Source organism: Psychrobacter sp. I-STPA6b (assembly GCF_020662265.1).
GTDB lineage: Bacteria > Pseudomonadota > Gammaproteobacteria > Pseudomonadales > Moraxellaceae > Psychrobacter.
Map to the genome: position 1 here is coordinate 205,849 of NZ_VEWM01000063.1, position 22,959 is coordinate 228,807.

The window sequence follows — 22,959 nt, forward strand, 5'->3', positions numbered from 1 at the left end:
TCACTGTCAACTTTCTCAATCTATATCAAATTCAATGCTATACAGGGTTTTCAGCACTGCTTTCTTTAGTCACCCGTAAGACTTCCTCTAACGTTGTTTTGCCTGCCAGCACCTTTTTTAAACCATCAGCCCGAATCGAAGCTGTTTTTTGGCGAGCATAATTCTCCAGCTCATACTCTGCTGAATTACGATGAATCATCTGCCGTAAGTTATCATCAATCGGCACAACTTCATAAATAGCAGTTCGTCCCTTAAAGCCAGACTGGTTACATTTATCACAGCCAACTGGTTTGGGTAGCTGTATCACTGCATCACTTACCATATTCAGCTCAGCAAATAGCTCTGTCTGTACCGCATCTGCCGTATGCCAAGTATGGCAGTGCTGACATAGCGTACGCACCAAACGCTGAGCCACGACACCAATCAATGATGATGATAATAAAAACGGCTCAACGCCCATGTCTTGTAAACGAGTAACCGCACCAATAGCCGTATTGGTATGTAGTGTTGATAATACCAAATGCCCTGTTAATGACGCTTGAACGGCAATCTCAGCCGTTTCCAAATCACGAATCTCCCCTACCATCACCACATCAGGGTCTTGACGTAGCATAGCACGCAAACTTCTGGCAAAGGTCATATCCACCTTATTATTGACCTGAGTTTGTCCAATACCATCAAGCTGGAACTCAATCGGATCTTCAGCAGTTAAAATATTGCGAGTTTGGTCATTTAAATCTGTCAGTGCTGCATACAGAGTGGTTGTCTTCCCTGACCCTGTCGGACCTGTCACCAAAATAATTCCATGAGGGCGATGAATCAAATATTTTAGCTCTTTGTAATCATGGTCAGATAAACCAAGATAGGTCATATTTAAACGCCCTGCTTGCTTATCTAGTAGACGCATCACCACCCGCTCACCAAAGTTTGACGGTAGCGTTGAAACACGTACGTCCACTTCTCGTCCTGCCAGTCGCAAACTAATACGTCCATCTTGTGGCACACGCTTTTCTGCAATATCTAGCTTTGCCATGACTTTAATCCGCGAAACAAGCAATGGTGATAGCTGGCGTTTTGGACTGACAATCTCTTTTAGCTCACCATCAACTCGAAAACGCACCACCAACCGCTTTTCAAATGTCTCAATATGTATATCTGAGGCATTCAAACGGATTGCCTCAGACAATAAAGCATTAATCAGCCGAATAATTGGCGCATCATCTTGCTGATCCATCAAGTCTTCTGTCTCAGGCACACTGTCTGCCAAACTCACCAAGTCAGGATGGTCTTCTAACCCTGCAGCAATGTGTTGCGACTCACCTGTATTCCCTGCATAGGCAACGGATAAACGTTTCTCAAACTCTTCTTCATCAACCGTTTCATACTGTGGTGCTTGTGACTGCCCATGTGTCAATGTATAGCGCACCGCTTCATTGATGGCCGGTAATGGTGTTTGTGATGTGAGTACAATGGTTGGTGGTAATGAAGTATCCAGTGAAGGTAAAACTAAAATTTGATGGCGCTTGGCAAAGCTATAAGGTAGAAAAGACATGGTTGGCACACATTTAGTGGTTAATTATGGTAACAATATAGTAAAACTCATAAAAAGTTTTTATATACTATAACGTAAAGACTGACAATATTACCGATTAGCTACTTATAAGATATGTATTTTAGCGGATTAATATCGTTGAATATCGCCTGTATATCGCAATGATTTGATATAATAGCGCGTTATAGTTGATTAAATATCATTTTATGATGACAAAATAGCGACTAGAAGCACAAATTGCACCTTTAGTCAGTGCTTACAATTTAACAGATTATTGATAAATAAATCATATTATCAACCATACATTTGCTGATTCTATCATGCTATATGATAGTGTATCTTAGAGGTTATATAAAATATATAGGCTGTGTAAAAACACAATAGATAAAATGATTTTTTATCAATGACTGAAACATAGATAACTTAGCAGCACTTATTAAAAATACTTAGGGTCTGTTGAGCTTCTTCCTCACTAGAAAATTGAGCTACTGACTGGAAACAAGCTGTCTCAAGCAAGGCAATCCTTATCTTATATGGACTCTAACAGCCTTATCATAAGCTTTTGTGACTCCCGTCAGCATATCATGAGTTGACGATAACAAACCAAACGGATAAAACACCATGTCAGATACAGTTAAAAACACAGCAACCCAAGCCCCAGCCAACGAAGCAAATGATCCCCTTATTATCGGTCAACGCACTTTCCAATCTCGCCTGCTCGTTGGTACAGGTAAATATAAAGATCTTGAGCAAACCGAACAAGCCATTAGCACTTCTGCAGCAGAAATCGTGACCGTCGCCATTCGACGTACAAACATTGGACAAAATGCAGATGAACCCAACCTGCTTGATGTCATTCCTCCTTCTCGCTACACCATACTACCCAATACCGCAGGCTGTTTCGATGCCCAGTCTGCCATTAGAACCTGTCAGCTAGCGCGTGAGTTACTAGATGGACACAATCTGGTCAAACTTGAAGTGCTGGGTGACAAAGACAGCTTATACCCCAATGTCACAGAAACGCTCAAAGCCGCACAAACCCTCATTGATGATGGTTTTGATGTTATGGTCTATACCTCCGATGACCCTATCGTTGCTAAAGAGCTAGAACAAATGGGCTGTGTTGCCATTATGCCATTAGGTAGTCTGATTGGCTCAGGTCTTGGCTTGCTAAATCGCCACACCCTAAGCCTTATCATTGAAAATGCCACTGTTCCTGTATTGGTAGATGCTGGCGTTGGTACAGCTTCTGACGCTGCTATTGCTATGGAGCTAGGCTGTGATGGTGTCTTGATGAACTCTGCCATCGCCTATGCCAAAAATCCAGTATTGATGGCATCTGCAATGAAACATGCCGTTATCGCAGGGCGGGAAGCCTACTTAGCAGGACGTATGCCCATGCGCCGTCAAGCACTTGCCAGCTCACCACAAACTGGCTATTTTTTCCAATAAGCGAGAATAAACTGTCTTTGCTGGCTAGTTAGTAATTAGTTTAGTTATTTATAAAAACTAAGTTACTCATATTCAACCTTACAAGTATTCTGTCTGGTTTGCCAGTAAAGCTCAGCTTCTCTAATCACTCAAGTTTACTCTCCTTGTGTGCTACTTTAGCCATCTCTATTTTATCTTGATGAGCAAAAGAGGATACAAGGTGAGATTGTTTTTTAGTTAAGGACATTTCATGCGCTTACTCACTGCCGTAGACCAGTTATTTCTAATACTAGAGTCACGTAGTCAGCCGATGCATGTGGGAGGTTTATTTTTATTTGAACTGCCCGTCGATGCCGATAAAGATTTTGTGTATCAACTAGTACATCAGATGCAGACTTCTACTGTACTACCAACCTTTCCATTCAACCAAGTCTTAGACAAACTTGCTTTTTGGAAAAATGATAAAGACTTTGATGTTGACCATCATTTCCGTCATCTCGCACTACCAAAGCCTGCACGTATGCGAGAACTACTCGTCTATATCTCTCAAGAACACGGACGCTTACTTGACCGTGCTAAGCCGTTATGGGAGTGTCATATTATCGAAGGTATTGAGCCTGAGAGCACAGGTAAACCAGAGCGTTTTGCCCTATACTTTAAAATCCATCATTCACTGGTTGATGGTATCGCGGCGATGCGACTGATTCAAAAATCACTATCACAATCACCCAACGAAATCATGAGTCTGCCAGTATGGTCACTGATGACCCGTCATCGTAATCAAGTCGATGCCTTACTGCCCATTCATAAACCTTTTCTACAATTGCTTAAAGAACAAATTGGCACAATAAAACCCGTCTATCGTGAGCTAAAAAAAAGCTTTCTTGAGCGTAATAATCCTGACTATATCAGCACCACCCAAGCACCTGCCAGCATCTTAAATCAACGCATTTCTGGTTCAAGACGACTTGTGGCTCAATCATACTCACTCAAACGCTTTATACGCATTGCTAGAATACTCAAAGTTAGCCTCAATGATGTGGTTTTGGCAGTTTGTGCGGGTGCATTGCGCCAATATTTACTAGGACTCAATGCCCTACCCAAAAAGCCTTTGATTGCTTTTGTCCCCATCTCGTTACGCCAAGATGATAGTATTCATGGTAATCAAGTCTCTTTTATTCTAGCCAATTTAGGTACCAACCTTGAAGAACCATTGGCTAGAATCAAAACCATTCACCGTAGTATGAATAATGGTAAACAAAGATTTGGACGTATGAATCAGGCACAAGTCATCAACTATAGTGGCATTGTCTATTCATGGGCAGGTCTAAACCTTCTTACTAAGGCTTTTCCCCAAAAACAAGCCTTTAATATCATCATATCCAATGTTCCCGGCTCAACAAAACCTTTGTACTGGAATGGTGCGCCACTAAAAGCCCTCTATCCTGCTTCCATTGTCTTAAATGGGCAAGCAATGAATATCACTCTCTCGAGCTACCTTAACAAAATTGAATTTGGTATCACTGCTTGTAGCCAAATCTTGCCTGATGTTGAAAACATGCTCACTTTACTAACGAAAGAGCTAGAAACTTTAGAAGTTATCTGTGATGAAAAAGCCATGGGCTGGCGTGAATGAGTAAATAAGTGAATGAGTCAGCAAGCATAATTTAGCCTATATTTGAGCTATTTTACTCTTTATTTTTTTACCTCTTGGCATTGAGCATAACTTTGCCCAATGTCAAGGTAAATTTTAGTTATCCACAGAAAAAACTTCCTTATCACTCCCTTAACGTGAAACATATTCTCTGCCAAAAAAATTTCATTTTTTTTTCAATTTTTTTATTCAACCAGAAACACTTATTGTAAGTTATTGATTTTATTGTATAAAAAAACTGTTCAAAAAATGAACAATTTTATCCCAGCCTAGATATTATCAGGGCATGCCCTTGTCAAGTATCAAGTTATCCACAAAGTTATCCACAGGTAATGGGGAAAACTTTTCTAACGTTGTTATAACAAGCGTTACAGCATTTTTTACTTTGGTTTTAGTAGACAAATCTGCAGTAAAAATTTACCTTTAAAGCACTTTGAACTGGTGAGTTCTCTTATCTGTTTGGTCATAGTAGGCAAGTGTTTCACAGATTTTTTAACAGCTTATATATTCACAATAGTCAAAAAGGACTAAAATAGACAAACATCACCTTTCACTACTATTAAAGGTGATAAAAAGGATAAAAAATATAAGCACAAAAAAACCGCTATTAGAAATAGCGGTTTTTTGTCATTAACTGACAGGCAATAGATAAAGCTTATTCAGAAGCTTTTTTCTTGCTACGACCAGCAAATGCGCCAAAGCGTTTGTTAAAGCTAGCAACACGACCTTCGTTAGAAGTTTTACGTTGCTCACCAGTATAGAAAGGGTGTGATGCACTTGAAATATCAAGTGGGTAGTAAGGATACTCTTTACCTTCATATTCACGAGTTGCTTTTGTAGCAACTGTTGAACGAGTTAAAAAGTAAACATCCGCATTGGTGTCATGAAATAAAACTTCGTGATATTCTGGGTGGATATCTTTACGCATAATAACTTCTCTCTATGTCCGATATGCAGTCATACTGCACGTAACTGAGGCACTAAGCGCATCTTAATCATCAGCCATTACATCACTGGCTTATTCCAGCATATAATACCAAAGATTTGCTCTCTTAGCCCTTCCCCAGTGGGAAAATTAAACGGCGATTTTAACGGATTTTGAGCCATGTCGCAAGCTTATGCACTTTTATTTTTCTTATTAAACTGATACCAAAATTGACCAGCAAATCATTCTACCTTCGATATATAATCAACATATTACCTTATTGATAATTTTTATCATCTACTATCAACAACATACCGCCATGACCACAATAAATAATGTAACAACATCTTCCCCTCGCCTTAAAGTTGGTATCATTGGTGGAGGCATTGCTGGCTCTACCATTGCCCTTCGTTTAGCATCACTTGGTATCCGTACATATCTCTTTGAGCGTAATGCCAGCTTGGTAAGTGCTCCTCCAATGTGCCACCTACACGCAGGGGGAAACCTATACCGAGAGATACCTGATAAAGATTGCCTAACCTTGTTACAACAAGCGATTGATATGATTCGCCTGTATCCACATAGCATCGACGTACGCCCTACAGTCATTGCTATTCCAAAGCGAGACAGTGGCTCACCTTTGGCGCTACTCCCACGACTACAATTGCTGACGCAAAGATATCAACAACTGGTCGACCTTGACCCGAGCAATCAAGTATTGGGTAAACCTGAGCAGTATTATCAGTTATTTGAACGAGCAGAGTTAGAAGCATTGGCACGCCAACCAGCCATCGCTAAACCTAAAACTCTTGAGCAATGGATAGCGAATGCCAGTCGCTATCTGGATTTAGACACACTAAAGTTTCCAATCATCGCTGTCCAAGAATACGGCTGGAATATCTTTCGTTTATCAGCATCTACTCAGCTTGCGTTGTCATCTGAACAAAGCGTCACTGTTTTAACCAATACGGTCGTGACAACGGTTAAACCCATTCAGCCCATTACTTCAGATAATCGTGCTTCTATGAAGCAATGGGAAATTCACTACCAAACCCAACAACAAAAAGAGACTGCTCCCAATCAAAACACTCACAGTATGTCTGTCAATGTTGACTACTTGATAAATGCTTGTGGTTTTCAGACAGGGGAAATAGATGATATGGTCGGTATCCATACCGAGCGAATGGTAGAGTTTAAAGCATCATATATTGCTCAATGGCAAGAAGCTGATGGCGCATTACCCGAGATTATCATTCATGGTCAGCGAGGCACACCACAAGGTATGGCACAGTTAACCCCTTATCCTAATGGATATTATCAAATTCATGCAATGAGTGATGACATCACTTTATTTGCTGATGGGCTAGTAAAATCCACTATAAATAGCGCCCAGCCCCAACTGAATCCAACCTATCTACACTACATCCAACACGGCTGGGATAAACAAGCCTTACTCAATCGTAGCCAAAAAGCCATCCAGTTTGTCAGTGAGTTTGTGCCTAAGTTTGCTCAGGCATTACCTGCCAATCATGCTCTGTATGGTGGTCAGCAAATCCCTGGAGAAGATGATACCCTACGAGTAGCAGACATTCGCTCATATCGAAACCAACACTACATACGTGCCGAAAATGTCAAAGCATCGTCAACTTTAACTGTCGCAGATGAGGTTATTAAAGAGTTGCAAGCGTTAGGTTTACTCAACATAGACCGTTTAGACGATACAATCCGTCAGCACCATCAATGGCGTTATCTACAGCACCATAACAAAGCAGATATTGATATATTAGCAACAGTGGTGGCAAAACAAAGAAAGTTTCCCGAAGCGATGGCTCAAGTTATTACCCCTATTCACACCACCACTCATAACTTATAGTGTCAGTAGCGACTGGATAAAAAGAAATAAGCGTAAAGTTGAGTAAGGAAAAACAGAAATTGTAAGAAGACAGCCCTCCCCTTATCACTATCCCTTATATCTTAGGTTAAGAGGAAGGCGTCAGAATGGCTAAACAGCACGGTAACACGCTGTAATAAGTAGCATCACTATAGCTTATGAGTCGCAATACGGTCTGAAATAGAGACCACAGAAGTCAACATTTTGACGGCTGACTCGACATCATGACAGACAACCAATCGAGTCAAGTCTTCTACCTTCATAAAGCCTTGCTGAGCAGTGTACTGTAAATGCTCGATAAGACGGTCATAATAACCGTTGATATTCAAGATAATCATCGGCTTTTCATGTTGGAATAACTGTCGCCATGTGGCAATTTCCATAATTTCTTCTAATGTGCCTAAACCACCGGGAAGTGTTATAAACGCATCAGCATAAACCGCCATTAATGTTTTTCGGGTGTGCATGGTGTCCGTCAAATGCAAATGGGTCAATCCTGAATGTGCTATTTCATGCTCTAGCATAAAGGTCGGAATAACACCAACGGCTTGTGCGCCTGCTTCTATGACACTGTCTGCCACCGCACCCATCAGCCCAATACTTGCACCACCATAAACCAGACCCAGTCCATTTTCTGCTAATGTTGTCCCGAGCTGGCGTGCAGACTGCTCATATACTGGGTCATTACCCACTCGAGAGCCACAATATACCGCAACCAAAGGCTGAGTGATATTGCTACTATCAACAATGTGTTGTAAGTCATTTATTTGTTTACTGGTAATAACTTGTTGTGTATTGTCAATCTGTGATGGGGTTGTCTGTTTACTCATTTATTGTTCCTAAACTTAACCGTTACTTTGCCCATACCATAGCATATTTATTACCTTTATCGCACCGGCAAATTCCGAACTATAGGGGATTTGAAATAAAACCACTTCAAGATTAACAAGAATAAACATACCTGTATCACCTCACAACCCCCAACCTAACTTTAAAGATAACTAAAACAAATATAAGGTAACCGAGCGTAGGTAGTACAAGGAGATAGCAAAGAGGGTAACACCGTAGCTATTTTGTAGCTCTGAAGCTATCGTGCATGCTATACAGTCAACTATAATGACGTGAATGACAGTGTTAGATTGAGGTCTGTCGAACATTCATCTTTATAGGAAAAATTGAGATGCTGATGTTAATAAATAGAGTCTAGTCAAGGCAGTGAACGCAGGTAGCTTATTTATCAAGGCGCGATATGAACCTAACGGAGTAAAAGTTCAACAGTTCCTAGGCTAGCCTTGCTTATTTCTATGCTGTTTAACCCAATAGCCGACCAGTTGATTTAACTGCTCACGTTTAAAAGGTTTGGTGCAATAATCTTGCATACCAGCTTGTAAATATTTTTCCCGTTCACCTTGCATGGCATTCGCTGTTAATGCAATGATTGGGGGCAATGGAATGTCCATCTGCTGGAGCTTCTGAGTTGCCTCCACCCCATCTAAGATTGGCATATGGTGATCCATCAATACCACATCAAAATACCCAATATCTTGTAATATGGCATCAATCGCATCTTGTCCATTAGTGACATAAGTAACACAATATCCGCCTTTCTCAAGGCTCTTTTTCGCAATCATTGCATTAACCGCATCATCTTCAACCAATAGCACATGACCACAAATCGTGATGTCATCACAACTTTGATGCATCGATTGAGGAGATATAGATGCTTGCGAGGAAGTTACCCCTGAGGACACAACGGATGCTCTATCTGTTCCTTTAGCTTTACGCTGGATAGCATCATGATTCTCAATAATACTGGTCTTATTATAAGTTGATACTTTTTCTTTATAATATGCAGAGTCTACAGGTGAGCAAACTTCTTGAAACTCTGCTTGATCTATCACAGGCAATGGCAAATAGATAGTAAATGTCGTTCCCACACCAACCACACTATCAGCACTGATTAAGCCTTTCATACTCTCAACTAAAGACTTACAAACAGACAAACCAAGTCCTGTTCCGCCATATAGTCGATGCGTTGACTTATCTGCCTGACTATAGGCATCAAAAATCACTTCCAAACTTTCTGTTTCAATACCAATACCTGTATCAGATACTTCAAAACAGATGGTACTATCTGAGGGGATTTTTTTAACAATATCACAGCCATCCTGTGCTTTATTATTTTCTTGATTACGTTTGGTTTGTGTAGATAATGCGCGAATACTGACATTACCTCCTGCTGGCGTAAATTTGATGGCATTATTAACCAAGTTGGATAATATCTGTTTTAGACGAACAGGATCTCCCATCACATAAGGAGATAAAGCCTTATCATATGACACATTAATAGTCACTTGCTTTTGCTTTGCACGAGGGGCAAATAACGCACTCACCTCTTGTACCAAATCAGATAAATTTATAGCAATAGAATCAATACTCATCTGTCCTGATTCTACTTTGGATAAATCTAAAATATCATTGATAATCGCCATTAAATGCTCTGTCGAAATTTTCATATTATCGACATATTGCTGCTGCTCACCATTTAATGGTGTTTCGTGTAACAAGTCTACCATTCCCATAAGCCCATTCATTGGCGTACGGATTTCATGGCTCATATTAGCCAAAAATTCAGACTTTTTTCGGTTTGCCATTTTTGCCAAACGTTGATTTTTTCGCAACGTTAACGCATCCGATGCCATACTAGCAAACTGTACTAGTCGATGACGTTGCTTGGCATCAAACTCATCATGAGGATTGGTATCTAATAGACACAGTGCACCCAGACGGTAATGATAACCATCTTCTTCTAATATAATAGGCGCACCAGCATAAAAACGTAAATGAGGTGGTTTGACCACCAAGTTATGATTGATAAAGCGCTTATCTGCCATTAGGTCTTTGACAACAAACACTTGATCAGAGAGTATCGTATAATTACAAATTGCATCATTACGTGGTGTTTCACACATATCCCCTGGACCCATCGGAGACTTTAGATACTGGGTATTCTCATCCATAAAAGTAATGGCAACCATATCTACATCAAAAAATGATTTTGCCAGCTCATTGATACGCCCAAATGCTGGCTCATCTTCATGATTTAGCACATGGTATTCTTGCAGTTTTTTTATACGACGAGCATCATCTTTTGCAATCGGTGCAATAGGTATAGAAGGAACTTGTGACAATCAATTAACTCCTTATAGATGAAAGCACATAAAGTAAAAAGAAAGTTTTAAAGAAAGTATAAAATCATACAAATGCCTACTACCACACAAACAAATAGTGTATAAAAACTAAATGATTAATATGTTTTAAGTTAGCGTCATGTTTGATTTGGTTGGTGATGCTTGTTTGGTACGACGACGTTGTGCCATATATTACATAAGGGCTCTCAAAATACTCATGACTTACCACAGTTAATTTCACTCACTTATGCTTAGCTTTACTACGTTCGTATTCCTTGTACCATACTGGCATTTTTCTCTTATTATATATTTAAAGCTATGTCTTAAACAGTCGTAAAAATCCGATAATATGCTAGTTAGAAATAAATATTAATCTAAAAAGCATATAATACAATCTGTCAATGCAAGACATATTTATAAATATACCGTCCATCTAAAAAAATATCTAAATCACACAAATTATGCCCTAGATTTTACCGGATTAAAATGAAATATCCAAATCTATTTTTAATAAATAGTCCAGAAAAATTTAGTTAAGGTCTCATATTTATAAAACTTATACCAGCGCAAACCTTATTATTACCGATACGCATATAAAACCATGTATCAACCAAATAGAATCATAGAGAGGCAATCATCATTAAAGCTTCGCTCACCATCACCATGCCCACAGTAGCTGTAACTGCAACTGCTGAGCCATAGCCACCACAATGTAAACCTCCAAGCTGACAATGAGCATCCTGTGGGTTACTAGAAGTCTGGCTGTTTTTATGACTCACTTGCTCTGTTATTGGTGGCTGAGTAGAATAAACACAGCGAATACCAAACTTTTCTTTCATCTGGGTATTAATATTCTTTTCATGACGTAGTTTACTGCGTAAACGCGCCAGTAATGGATCTTGATAGCTGTCTTTTAAATCACTCACCGTCACTTGCAAAGGGTCTGTTTTACCCCCTGCACCCCCTGCACAAATTAGCTTTAACTTATTAAAACGACAGTGCAAAGCGATTGCCATTTTTGCAGACATATCATCCGTACAATCCAAAATAATAATACTTCGTTGTTCCTGACGTGCTTGTGTCATTTGTTCACGACTTGGTAGGAGTGTTGCCACATTTTCCGCAGTCAAAAAATCATCTACTAAGTGTATCTGAACTTGAGGATTAATCTGTTTAATACGCTCAGCCATTACCTCAATTTTACTGCATCCAAAAGTGCTATCTAAGGCAGGTAATTGCCGATTGACATTTGATGCGACTAGAACGTCCAAATCCACCAATGTCAATTCACCAACACCTGTTCGTGCTAGCCCTTCGGCAACCCATGTACCTACACCACCAACACCTATCACATATACATGGGCACGCTCAAAGTTTTGAAATGATGATTGCCCATATAATTTCTGTGTACCCGCAAAACGACGGTGATATTGAGAGTCTGTTATTTGGGCATTGTCTGTGCTAGACGATAAAAGCTCAGGTAAAGGGCTAGGATCAAAGTTAGAATCTGACATGGTAGAAATGATATTAACGGCTAATGAATGTTGATTAGAATCTGTCATAAAGATATATCGTACATCGTATGTTTATGGCATATGCCTGTATATATGAATCTGATAAAGATAACGGATAGTATAGCAGCTAATATAATGCTAGTTTTACTGCAAAAAATATGCCACTATAAAGAGTAAGAAAGTACATTAAGATATCAACGGTGGATACTGCCACTGTATTTTGAATGCTTCACAGCTATTTTTCCAAAGCTGATGTGCCAAAGTTTGTCTATCCACAGAAAACATTTCACTTAATTGTGCAAAAACATAAGCTAAATTGGCAGGAACATTTGGTTGCTGTGTATCAAGACTGGGCTGATAGCAACTATATGGCAACATGTCTGGACAATCAGTTTCTAACACCAAACAATCCAATCCATATTTCTCAACAGCACAAGTGATGGCTCGTCGTAGTTTTTTAGCATTGGGGTTGGTAATCTGTCCTGTGACGCCAAGCTTAAAGCCAAGCTCTACAAACGCCTTCGCCTCCTGCTCACCACCACTAAAGCTATGTGCAATACCACCAAGCTGCTGTGCATCATACTGATGTTCTTTGAGTATTTTGAGACACTGGGCATGCGCTTTACGAATATGCAAAATGACAGGAAGTTTTTCAGACACTGCCAAATCTAGCTGTGCAATAAAAAATTGCCGTTGCTTAGCTAAGGCAGAATCCGTTTTAAGAGTGTCCTCATACGTATCCATTCCAATCTCACCGATAGCAATGGGTTGATGTGTTTTCACAAACTCTGCCAATAATGGCAAGTCTGTCTGTTGATGCTCATGAATATAAGCAGGATGTAACCCTGCCGCCACATAGACTTGTGGAATAGGCAAGTTTAGATTATCTGTCGCAGCAGCGAATAACTCTGCCTTTGTCTGTTGCATACGCATAAAATGGCGCTGAACATAACCCACTAATACAAGATGTCGTACGCCACTTTGCCATGCCTGCGTTGCCAAAGTCACTCTATCATTGGCAAATACAGGCATATCAAAATGGGTATGTGTATCTATTATAGGAATCTCTGAAGATGAATCTATAAAAGTAGGACTTAAAGAGGGAGCTAAAGTAGCAACGGTAACCATTATCTGCTCGACTGGTTAGAAAAAATCTGTGTCCATTCTGCCTCATCATAGCCACATAACAATAATTCTTCTTCCTGCCAAGTACCCTCAACAATCGGACGCTTAATCATACTGCTATTTTCTACCAAAAGTTGCATGGCAAAGTTTTCATCATCATCTGCTTGCTGTTTTTGTTCGTCGCTCAGTTTACGCCACGTCGTACCACGCTTGTTTAACACCTTATCAATGCCCAGTTGCTCACACCAATGGCGCACTTTTTCTATGGTGATAGCCTGCTTTTTATAATCATAAAACGCATAGTCAACGTCTAACTCATCAAGTTTCGTCAATGCTTTTTTTATCGTACTACACGATTTAATACCATAAATGGTTATGCTCATAGAATCTCCTATTAAAAAAATTTCGCTAATCATAATTACTATCAATATATAACATATCTTTTAAGGCATCGGTATCTCAGTCAACCCACTACGAAACTTCTGGCAACGCTCAGCATAATGAATGGCAGAGAGTTTAAGTTTGGCAACTTGCTCATCAGTTAAAGTTTTGACCACTTTGGCAGGCGACCCCATCACCAATGAGTTATCAGGAATTACTTTTCCTTCTGTCACCAAAGACTTAGCACCAATTAAACAGTTTTTACCAATTTTTGCCCGATTTAATACCACTGCGCCGATACCAATCAAACTATTATCACCAACTTCACAACCATGTAACATTGCCAAATGTCCAATGGTCACATAATCACCAATATGTACCTGAATACCTGCATCGGTATGAATGACAGCATTTTCCTGCACATTGCTATAATCACCAATATGAATGTGGTCATTATCACCACGGATCACTGCCCCAAACCATACACTGGCTTGATGACCCAAATATACATCGCCAATGACTTGGGCAGAATCAGCCACCCAGCCTTGATAAGGGCTGGCAAAAGCTGGCGTCTTATCTAAATATTGAAAAATCACTACTGACTCCTTGAGTTACACTAACTTAAATCATGGGGCATAGCATGCCCTAATAGCTACATAACAAGCACATATTACCTATATTATATGACGGTTTGATACCTTTTATTTTATACAGACTGTTGAGCAGATGAAACATGCACACAAAGCTAGCCCAAATTTTAAATTTCTTGTATACTACACAAAATCTATGCCTGAGCGAGCAGACATGATGCGATTACGATTCCAGACCTTCACGTTTAGTGAGTCCCGTAACTCTCATCTTTGATGTCTTCTCGCTTTTTTATGGGTTATTTTTAGCAAAAAGCACCATTCACAATAGCGGAGGCAAACCTTGAATACAGTGGCATCAATGGCAGAAGAAACAGCAGCAATTTTAGCATTGGCAGATGGTACTATTTTTCGAGGTATCAGCATTGGAGCAATAGGTCACCGTGTTGGTGAAGTGGTGTTTAACACTGCCATGACCGGTTATCAAGAAATCCTCACCGACCCAAGCTACGCCAAACAACTTGTTACCCTAACCTATCCACATATTGGCAATACAGGCACCAATACTGAGGACAGCGAGTCAGGCAATATCATAGAAAAACATCAAGTCTGGGCAGAAGGTTTGATTATCCGTGATGCCACCTTAGCCACTTCAAATTTTCGTCATAGCGAATCACTCACCGACTATCTAAAACACCATAATACCGTTGCCATTGCAGACATTGACACGCGTAAATTGACCCGAATCTTACGTGAAAAAGGCGCTCAACACGGCTGTATCTACACTGCAAAAGAGGGGCAAACCCTGACTGCAGAAGACGAGCAAAAAGCCATCGAGTTGGCACAAGGCTTTGCAGGGCTAACAGGTATGGACTTGGCGAAAGAATGTTGCCACACTAAAGGCTTTGAGTGGACAGCAGGTACTTGGGAGCTTGCCGACCGTGGCGTACATGGCAAAGTAGATAGCCAAACTGGTGGCTATTTTAAACAGCTTGGTGAGCATATCGAAGAAAAATACAATGTGGTCGCTTATGACTTTGGCACAAAAACCAATATCTTGCGTATGCTCGTTGATAGAGGCTGTAAAGTGACCGTTGTCCCTGCACAGACACCAATTGCCGATGTACTGGCAATGAATCCAGATGGTATTTTCTTATCCAATGGTCCTGGTGACCCAGCCGCCTGTGACTATGCCATCGACAACGTACGTCATATCATTGAGCAAACCAACATCCCAACCTTTGGTATCTGTTTAGGACATCAGTTAGTTGGTCTGGCCAGTGGTGCAAACACCATTAAAATGAAGTTTGGTCATCATGGGGCAAACCATCCTGTGCAAGATGTGGACGCAGGTACAGTGATGATTACCAGCCAAAATCATGGCTTTGCTGTCGATGAAGATACTCTGCCTGAGAATGTCAAAGTGACCCATCGCTCATTATTTGATGGTTCAAACCAAGGTATTGAGCTAACCAATAAACCTGTATTTAGCTTCCAAGGTCACCCAGAAGCAAGCCCCGGTCCGCATGATTGTGCCCCATTGTTTGATAAGTTTGTGGCGTTGATGGCAGAGGCTAAGGGTTAAACAATGAAGAAATTAACATTAGCCATATTACAAGTATCTACCATCAGTGCGTTGCTATTAGCAACGTCTGTACAGGCAGCAGAAAACACTTCTGCTAGACTGGCACAGCAAGAAGCTGAGGCTGCTAGACTAGCACAGCAAGAGGCTGAAGCTAAGGCTGCTGAACCAGCCAGATTAACTAGACAAAATAATCATACAGCTAACGTAACATCAATCTATGATAGCTTAGCCATCAATGATGATATTGTACTCACTGATACACAAAAACAAGCCGTGGAATATTTAACAGATGCTTCTGTACAAATAATAGATATTGGTCAAATCGTAAAAACACAAAGTGGTATAAAACTTTCTTTTCAGAAGCCATCCCAACAAAGCTGTTTAACCGACAAGTTTATGACCAGTGAGGGATATCAACAATATCAGCATGATAGAGCTGTTAAGTATGTTGTCTCTAAAACGCCACAACAAATTCAACAAGACATAAAGCTACTGACCCCACAGTTAGTTTCTGCTTTTCATTCACTTATTGCTAATGGCAATAGGGAAGCTCTAAATGACCCCGCTATCTTATCATTAGCAAGTAACCTAATATATAGCAGCAACTATCAAGACTTACGAGAATACATTAATTTTAAGCCAGATTTTAGTAAAAATGATGTAGTCAAATATTTTTTATGGTCTATGACTCAATGTGATGTTAGTTTGGATGATTTAAATAAGTCAGAATAATTACTGGCTAAATAAGTTATTGCCAAATTTAACTAGATATTTAATAAGCAAAATTTAAGCTTTAAAAACTTGAAATCCAAAATTAAGAGTTAATTATGCCAAAACGTACCGACATTCAAAGTATTTTAATCATTGGTGCAGGTCCTATCGTTATCGGACAAGCCTGTGAGTTTGACTATTCAGGTGCACAAGCCTGTAAAGCCTTAAAAGAAGAAGGTTACCGAGTTATCCTCGTCAACTCAAACCCTGCCACCATCATGACCGACCCTGTGATGGCAGATGCCACCTATATTGAGCCAATCACTTGGCAAACCGTCGAGCAAATCATCGCCAAAGAAAAACCTGATGCCATTTTGCCAACCATGGGTGGACAGACGGCACTTAACTGTGCCTTAGATTTGGATAAACATGGTATCTTAGAAAAATATGGCTGTGAGCTTATCGGGGCAACCAAAGATGCCATCGAGATGGCAGAAGACCGTGATTTATTTGACCAAGCGATGAAGCGTATTGGGCTTGAGTGTCCGCGTGCCGAAGTTGCCGAAACAATGGACGAAGCCTTTGCCATTCAAGAAACACTGGGTTTCCCCTGTATCATTCGTCCTTCATTTACCATGGGTGGCTCTGGCGGTGGTATCGCTTATAACCGTGACGAGTTTATCGAGATTTGCGAGCGTGGTTTTGATTTATCACCCACCCATCAGTTATTGATTGACGAGTCTTTGATTGGCTGGAAAGAGTATGAGATGGAGGTGGTACGGGACAAAAATGATAACTGTATCATCATCTGTTCGATAGAAAACGTTGACCCAATGGGTGTGCATACGGGCGACTCCATCACCGTTGCCCCTGCTCAAACGCTGACTGATAAAGAATACCAAATCATGCGTAACGCCTCATTGGCGGTACTTCGTGAAATTGGCGTTGAAACAGGCGGTTCAAACGTGCAGTTTGGGGTTAATCCTGAAACAGGTCGCATGGTAGTGATTGAGATGAACCCACGGGTAAGCCGTTCATCTGCTTTAGCGTCCAAAGCCACAGGTTTTCCAATTGCTAAAATCGCTGCCAAATTGGCGGTTGGCTATACCTTAGATGAGTTGCAAAATGACATCACTGGTGGCAAAACACCTGCCAGCTTTGAGCCTTCCATTGATTATGTGGTCACCAAAATCCCACGCTTTAACTTTGAAAAATTCCCACAAGCTGAAAATATTTTATCAACACAGATGAAATCAGTCGGTGAGGTGATGGCAATCGGGCGTAACTTCCAAGAGTCAATGCAAAAAGCCTTGCGTGGTATGGAAACTGGAGCAAATGGCTTTGATGAGCAAATCGACTTTACCGCCATTAAAGAAGGCAAACTCTCTATTGATAAAGCCCGTGCCGAAATTAAAAACCGCTTAACCGTCCCTACGCCTGAGCGTATTTTTTACCTTGCCGATGCGTTTCGTTTGGGTATGAGCATGGAAGAAGTGTTCGAATTTACCAAAATTGACCCATGGTTTTTGGTACAGATTCAAGATATTGTTAATACCGAAGCTCAAGTTAAATCTTTAGGCTTTGGTGGCTTAACCGCAGAAAATCTACGCAAATTTAAACGCAAAGGTTTATCAGATTTACGTTTGGCAACCTTACTGGGTATTTCGCAAAAACAATTACGCAAAAAGCGTTGGGACTTAGGCGTCTATCCGATTTACAAACGGGTAGATACCTGTGCTGCTGAGTTTGCCACTTCGACTGCTTATATGTATTCCAGCTATGATGAAGAGTGTGAAGCAAACCCAAGCGATAAAAAGAAAATCATGGTTATCGGTGGTGGTCCAAACCGTATCGGACAAGGCATTGAGTTTGATTATTGCTGTGTTCACGCTGCCCTTGCCATGCGTGCTGATGGCTATGAGACCATCATGGTCAACTGTAACCCAGAAACTGTTTCTACCGATTATGACACCTCAGACCGCCTGTATTTTGAGCCAATCACGCTTGAGGACGTGCTAGAGATTGTCCGTATCGAACAGCCTGATGGGGTGATTGTGCAGTATGGCGGACAAACGCCACTGAAACTGGCACGTGCATTAGAGTCTGCAGGGGTCAATATCATCGGTACAAGCCCAGATGCCATTGACCGTGCCGAAGACCGTGAGCGTTTTCAGCACATGATTCATCAGCTCAACCTAAAACAGCCACCCAATGAGCTGGCAACCAGTATGGAAGATGGCTTGGTTAAAGCCAAAGATGTTGGCTATCCATTGGTGGTACGTCCCTCTTATGTATTGGGTGGTCGAGCGATGGAAATCGTCTATAACGAAGACGAGTTAAAACACTACTTGCGCACTGCGGTGCAAGCCTCAAACGAAGCACCAGTGCTACTTGACCGCTTTTTAGATGATGCCATTGAAGTCGATGTGGATTGTGTTAGTGATGGCAACGAGGTGGTGATTGGCGGTATCATGCAGCACATTGAGCAAGCAGGGGTTCACTCTGGTGACTCAGCATGTTCACTCCCCCCCTACTCGTTATCTGATGAGATTTGTAACACCATGCGTGAGCAAACCATCGCCATGGCAAAAGAGCTGGGCGTGGTTGGCTTAATGAACGTACAGTTTGCAGTCAAAGACAATACCGTTTATATCTTAGAGGTCAACCCTAGAGCCTCACGTACCATCCCTTATGTGTCTAAGTGTATTGGTACTTCATTGGCACAAGTAGCCGCCCGTTGTATGGCTGGCAAGAGCTTGGCTGAGCAAAACTTTACCCAAGAAGTTAAACCGACATTTTATGCGGTTAAAGAAGCGGTATTCCCATTTGCCAAATTCCCCGGTGTTGACCCTATTTTAAGCCCAGAAATGAAATCAACAGGTGAAGTGATGGGTGTAGGTAAAACCTTTGGTGAAGCCTATTATAAGGCCATTATTGGTAGTGGTGAACGCTTGCCAGGTTTACCCGTTGAAGGTGAAACTAAAAAAGTGTTTATCTCAGTACGTGACAGTGATAAAACCAATATCGTACCGATTGCTAAGCAGCTTGCCGATTATGGTTTTAAATTGGTTGCTACCACAGGTACACAAAAGGTGATTAGTGACGCTGGTATCGACTGTACACGTATTAATAAAGTCACCGAAGGGCGACCACATATCGTAGATGCCTTGAAAAATGGTGAAATTGCCCTTATTATCAACACCACTGAAGGTAAACAGGCACAAGAGGATTCATTCTCTATTCGCCGTAATGCCTTACAAAGCAAGGTCTTTTATGTGACAACGCTTGGTGCAGCCGATGCGGTGTGTAAATCTTATGCGATTAAACTGCCGTTTGCGGTTTATAAATTGCAAGATTTACATGCACAAGCCCAAAAAGGCTAAGAGATTAACATATTCAAAATGGACATTCCCCTACCTAACTTCTATTATGATAAAAGATGGAGCAATAGAGGTTAGGTAGAAAGTCACAAAATGCTTATGAAACTATGGCTAAAAGTAGTAGTTATCAATCAGTTACCTGATTTTGATGACAACTCAAATAAATAACCATAGCTAATTTACATATAGTTTTATCATCCTATTCTCATAGTACACCCCAACTTTTTTTGGGGTGTTTTATTATTTATTGTTTAAGGAAAATTGCTATGCAACGCTATCCAATGACACCTCAAGGACACGCTGCTTTAGAAGCTGAGTTAAAGGAACTAAAAACCGTCGACCGCCCACGTATTACAGCTTCAATTGCTGAAGCTCGTGAACATGGCGATCTAAAAGAAAATGCTGAATATCACGCCGCCCGTGAACAACAAGGCTTTTGTGAAGCCCGTATCCGTGATATTGAAGCAAAGCTTGCTGGTGCACAAGTGATTGACCCTACTACCCTGCCAAAAGAAGGACGTGTGGTCTTCGGAGTCACTGTGGTTATTGAAAATATGGATACTGAAGAAGAGAAACGCTATAAAATCGTTGGTGATGATGAAGCCGATTTTAAAGCAGGTAAAATCTCAGTGAACTCGCCGATTGCTCGTGGCTTGATTGGCAAGTCAGAAGGTGATGAAGCCCGTATCGAAACACCAAGTGGTGTGGTCGAATATGAAATTATGGAAGTTATTTATGATTAAGCATAAATGAGTCTATATTTGACATATAAGGCTATCCTAGATAAGTAAAATTATTTAGGATAGCCTTAGCTTTTTATATCATCCCCAAATATATACTATGGTCAAAGAGCTACTAGACAGCTATGGTGTTGACCTCGTTTGCTATACAGCAGTAGGGTCTGTTTTAGTCTTCTTTAACTATATTAGAATAACATCAAATTATTTGTCACCTATTTTATAACACGCAACGGTTGAGTTTTATCCCATTTTATCTGACAATAGCTACCTCTGTAGGCTTTACAAGACCTATCTACTATGAAAGTCATGCGTTTACTGTCGTCTCTTAAACATGATGAGTCCGAACGGGGTATCTTCCATCTGGGTCGTGCCTTGGTGAAACAAGGTAATCAATCTATCATCGTTGCCAGTGCAGATAATGACCATGACCTCGTCAAGCGCCTAGAAAAAGAAGGCAGCATTTATCATCAGCTAGAGATGAAAAAGAAATCTTGGCTGTCTTTAATGCAGGTTATTCCGCTACGCCGTCTGATTGAAAAATATAATCCTGATATCATCCATGTTCACTCACGCACGCCAGCATGGGTATTGCATTGGGCGCTTAAAGGTGCACACCTACAGACTTTTCCAAAAATTGTCGCGACCATGTATGGCTTTTATCCATTAAATAGCTATGTTCGTGCTTTATTGGATGTTGACTGTGTTATTACCGTCTCAGATAGCGTATTAGAATATTTGCAAAGCTCTTTGCACAGGACTAATAGTCAACCCAAAAATATCATACGTATCTATCGTGGTGTAGACACTCGCTCATATCCCTATCGTCATAACCCTTCTGTATTTTGGCTACGCCGTACCTTTGCAGAATATCCAGAGTTAGAGCATAAAAAGTGGCTACTTTTCCCCTCTATTATTGGGGCAGAATATGGTCAAGAATGGCTGATTGATATTTTGGGAAATTTGCATGAACAATATCCCAATATTCACGTTATTATCATGGATGATGATAATCGTACAGGGGATGTTATTTATGAAGAATTTTGTCAACGCTTATGGGCATTAGATCTCACAGATCGAGTCACTTTTATTGGTAGTCGGCGTAATGACATGCGAGAGTGGCTAGCGGCGGCCAATATCGTTTTGGCACTCGCTAATGAGCCAGAATCTATCGGTATCAATGCCCTACAAGCCATCCACCTTGGTACCCCTGTGATTGGTTGGGATAAAGCTGCTTACCGTGAAATACTCCGCCCCTTATATCCACAAGGTCTGGTTAAAGAATATAAGGCACTGGCATTATGCCGAGTGGTAAAAAACCAACTAGAGAATGTCAGTCGTCCTGCCATTACTGACGAATTTACCATGCGTAAAATGATTGATGAAACACTGCAAGTTTACCAACAACTATGTCAGCCTGAGCCTGTATTAAACTCTAAGCCAAAATAATAGCTTAGTGGCCCTTTGAGACATCAACCCTACTACCCTGCCTAATTGTACCACCATGTTTAGCAATCAAATGAATACCAAAAATAGTATCTCCATTGCTATCCACAAGCTGTCGTTGCAGATGTTGTAGTGTCTTAAAAGGTTGATGTGTCACTGACTTTTCCCCTGTTTTTGGGTCAATATTAATCATTACACAACGAGTACAGCATTTTAGAAACTCAAAATGCACCTCACCAATGCGAATATCACGCCACTGCTGTTCTATCCATGGCTCAAAATCACCATCAATGACTAAGTTAGGACGAAAATGTGTCATGCTCACAGGACTTTCTAAATGTTGATTCAATGCATTTAATGATGCTGTCGTGGTCAGCAAATAAGGAGCGCTATCAGCAAATGACAAGGCTGTATTATAATCTTTTAATAAACGATGGCTCTTTTCACCCAAATAATGTAGTAAGCAAGGTGTATCAAGATGCTTACTTAACCACTGATTGACTTCATCAGAAGCTGTATAGGCTATAAAAGTATCTTTCCATACCGTCACTTCAAAATTTTGGCGACATGCCTGTACAGAAATAGACTGACTATCACCATTTGGGGCAGTTAATGTTAAATTGTGCTGAGTATCCATACTTGCTTGCCAAAGCAACATCCGTGGATAACGACGTGCAGTGAGAAATTTACCGTTTAAATCAGTAATCAGCCAACGACGATCGTTTACCATACCTTCTGAACAAATCTGTGCCTGCTGAATACGGTTTCCACCTAAAGATTTAACTGGATAATGATAAATACCATGCAAAGTTGCTATCATTTGCTATCCCTATAAGATTGAATAAGACA

Annotated in this window: 17 protein-coding genes; 8 read left to right on the forward strand and 9 right to left on the reverse strand. The window is 40.7% G+C overall.

The window, feature by feature from the left end; translation table 11 throughout:
- Nucleotides 1-37 precede the first annotated feature (37 nt).
- Nucleotides 38-1,552 (reverse strand): type II secretion system ATPase GspE, encoded by a 1,515-nt coding sequence (gspE, locus tag FHK88_RS06140; RefSeq protein WP_227429858.1) that lies wholly within the window; start codon nt 1,550-1,552, stop codon nt 38-40.
- A 621-nt stretch (nt 1,553-2,173) separates the two neighbouring features.
- On the opposite strand from gspE, the gene FHK88_RS06145 reads away from it, so the two are divergent.
- The gene (locus FHK88_RS06145; RefSeq protein ID WP_227429859.1) at nt 2,174-3,004 is read left to right on the forward strand and encodes a thiazole synthase; all 831 of its coding nucleotides are present in this window, start codon (nt 2,174-2,176) and stop codon (nt 3,002-3,004) included.
- A gap of 229 nt (nt 3,005-3,233) precedes the next feature.
- The gene (locus FHK88_RS06150; RefSeq protein WP_227429860.1) at nt 3,234-4,619 is read left to right on the forward strand and encodes a WS/DGAT/MGAT family O-acyltransferase; all 1,386 of its coding nucleotides are present in this window, start codon (nt 3,234-3,236) and stop codon (nt 4,617-4,619) included.
- Between the two features lie 673 nt (nt 4,620-5,292).
- Here FHK88_RS06150 and FHK88_RS06155 read toward each other — a convergent pair.
- A complete protein-coding gene (locus FHK88_RS06155) occupies nt 5,293-5,565 on the reverse strand; it encodes a type B 50S ribosomal protein L31 (RefSeq protein WP_227429861.1) in 273 nt (90 codons plus the stop codon).
- Nucleotides 5,566-5,881: 316 nt separating this feature from the next.
- Here FHK88_RS06155 and FHK88_RS06160 point away from each other — a divergent pair, with 316 nt between their 5' ends.
- Nucleotides 5,882-7,435: an FAD-dependent oxidoreductase gene (locus tag FHK88_RS06160; protein ID WP_227429862.1), complete on the forward strand. Its 1,554-nt coding sequence runs from the start codon at nt 5,882-5,884 to the stop codon at nt 7,433-7,435.
- 167 nt (nt 7,436-7,602) lie between these two features.
- Here FHK88_RS06160 and FHK88_RS06165 read toward each other — a convergent pair whose 3' ends face one another.
- The 6 genes from FHK88_RS06165 to FHK88_RS06190 form a co-directional block, all read right to left on the reverse strand.
- The gene (locus FHK88_RS06165) at nt 7,603-8,283 is read right to left on the reverse strand and encodes a TIGR00730 family Rossman fold protein (protein ID WP_227429863.1); all 681 of its coding nucleotides are present in this window, start codon (nt 8,281-8,283) and stop codon (nt 7,603-7,605) included.
- A gap of 456 nt (nt 8,284-8,739) precedes the next feature.
- On the reverse strand, nt 8,740-10,644 hold the full coding sequence (locus FHK88_RS06170) for a GAF domain-containing hybrid sensor histidine kinase/response regulator (protein WP_227429864.1): 1,905 nt from the start codon (nt 10,642-10,644) through the stop codon (nt 8,740-8,742).
- A 620-nt stretch (nt 10,645-11,264) separates the two neighbouring features.
- Nucleotides 11,265-12,089, reverse strand: a complete 825-nt coding sequence (locus FHK88_RS06175; RefSeq protein WP_227430077.1) for a ThiF family adenylyltransferase — start codon at nt 12,087-12,089, stop codon at nt 11,265-11,267.
- Nucleotides 12,090-12,344: 255 nt separating this feature from the next.
- Entirely contained in the window at nt 12,345-13,286 is a 942-nt protein-coding gene (locus tag FHK88_RS06180; RefSeq protein WP_227429865.1) for a TatD family hydrolase, read from the reverse strand.
- Complete coding sequence (locus tag FHK88_RS06185) at nt 13,286-13,666, reverse strand: Spx/MgsR family RNA polymerase-binding regulatory protein (RefSeq protein ID WP_227429866.1); 381 nt, start codon at nt 13,664-13,666, stop codon at nt 13,286-13,288. The genes FHK88_RS06180 and FHK88_RS06185 overlap by 1 nt, the downstream gene beginning before the upstream one ends.
- Before the next feature lie 60 nt (nt 13,667-13,726).
- Nucleotides 13,727-14,260: a gamma carbonic anhydrase family protein gene (locus FHK88_RS06190; protein WP_227429867.1), complete on the reverse strand. Its 534-nt coding sequence runs from the start codon at nt 14,258-14,260 to the stop codon at nt 13,727-13,729.
- A gap of 352 nt (nt 14,261-14,612) precedes the next feature.
- Between FHK88_RS06190 and carA the strand changes: the two genes are divergently transcribed.
- The 5 genes from carA to FHK88_RS06215 all read left to right on the forward strand — a co-directional run bounded on the left by carA (nt 14,613) and on the right by FHK88_RS06215 (nt 22,113).
- Entirely contained in the window at nt 14,613-15,836 is a 1,224-nt protein-coding gene (gene carA, locus FHK88_RS06195) for a glutamine-hydrolyzing carbamoyl-phosphate synthase small subunit (RefSeq protein ID WP_227430078.1), read from the forward strand.
- A 3-nt stretch (nt 15,837-15,839) separates the two neighbouring features.
- On the forward strand, nt 15,840-16,568 hold the full coding sequence (locus FHK88_RS06200; RefSeq protein WP_227429868.1) for a hypothetical protein: 729 nt from the start codon (nt 15,840-15,842) through the stop codon (nt 16,566-16,568).
- 95 nt (nt 16,569-16,663) lie between these two features.
- Nucleotides 16,664-19,930, forward strand: a complete 3,267-nt coding sequence (gene carB, locus FHK88_RS06205) for a carbamoyl-phosphate synthase large subunit (protein ID WP_227429869.1) — start codon at nt 16,664-16,666, stop codon at nt 19,928-19,930.
- A 263-nt stretch (nt 19,931-20,193) separates the two neighbouring features.
- Nucleotides 20,194-20,670 carry a transcription elongation factor GreA gene (gene greA, locus FHK88_RS06210; RefSeq protein ID WP_227429870.1) on the forward strand — a complete coding sequence of 159 codons (477 nt, stop codon included), beginning with the start codon at nt 20,194-20,196 and terminating at the stop codon, nt 20,668-20,670.
- 294 nt (nt 20,671-20,964) lie between these two features.
- The gene (locus FHK88_RS06215; RefSeq protein ID WP_227429871.1) at nt 20,965-22,113 is read left to right on the forward strand and encodes a glycosyltransferase; all 1,149 of its coding nucleotides are present in this window, start codon (nt 20,965-20,967) and stop codon (nt 22,111-22,113) included.
- 4 nt (nt 22,114-22,117) lie between these two features.
- Here the strand turns inward: FHK88_RS06215 and FHK88_RS06220 are convergent, their stop codons facing one another.
- Entirely contained in the window at nt 22,118-22,930 is an 813-nt protein-coding gene (locus FHK88_RS06220; RefSeq protein ID WP_227429872.1) for an MOSC domain-containing protein, read from the reverse strand.
- Between the last annotated feature and the right edge of the window lie 29 nt (nt 22,931-22,959).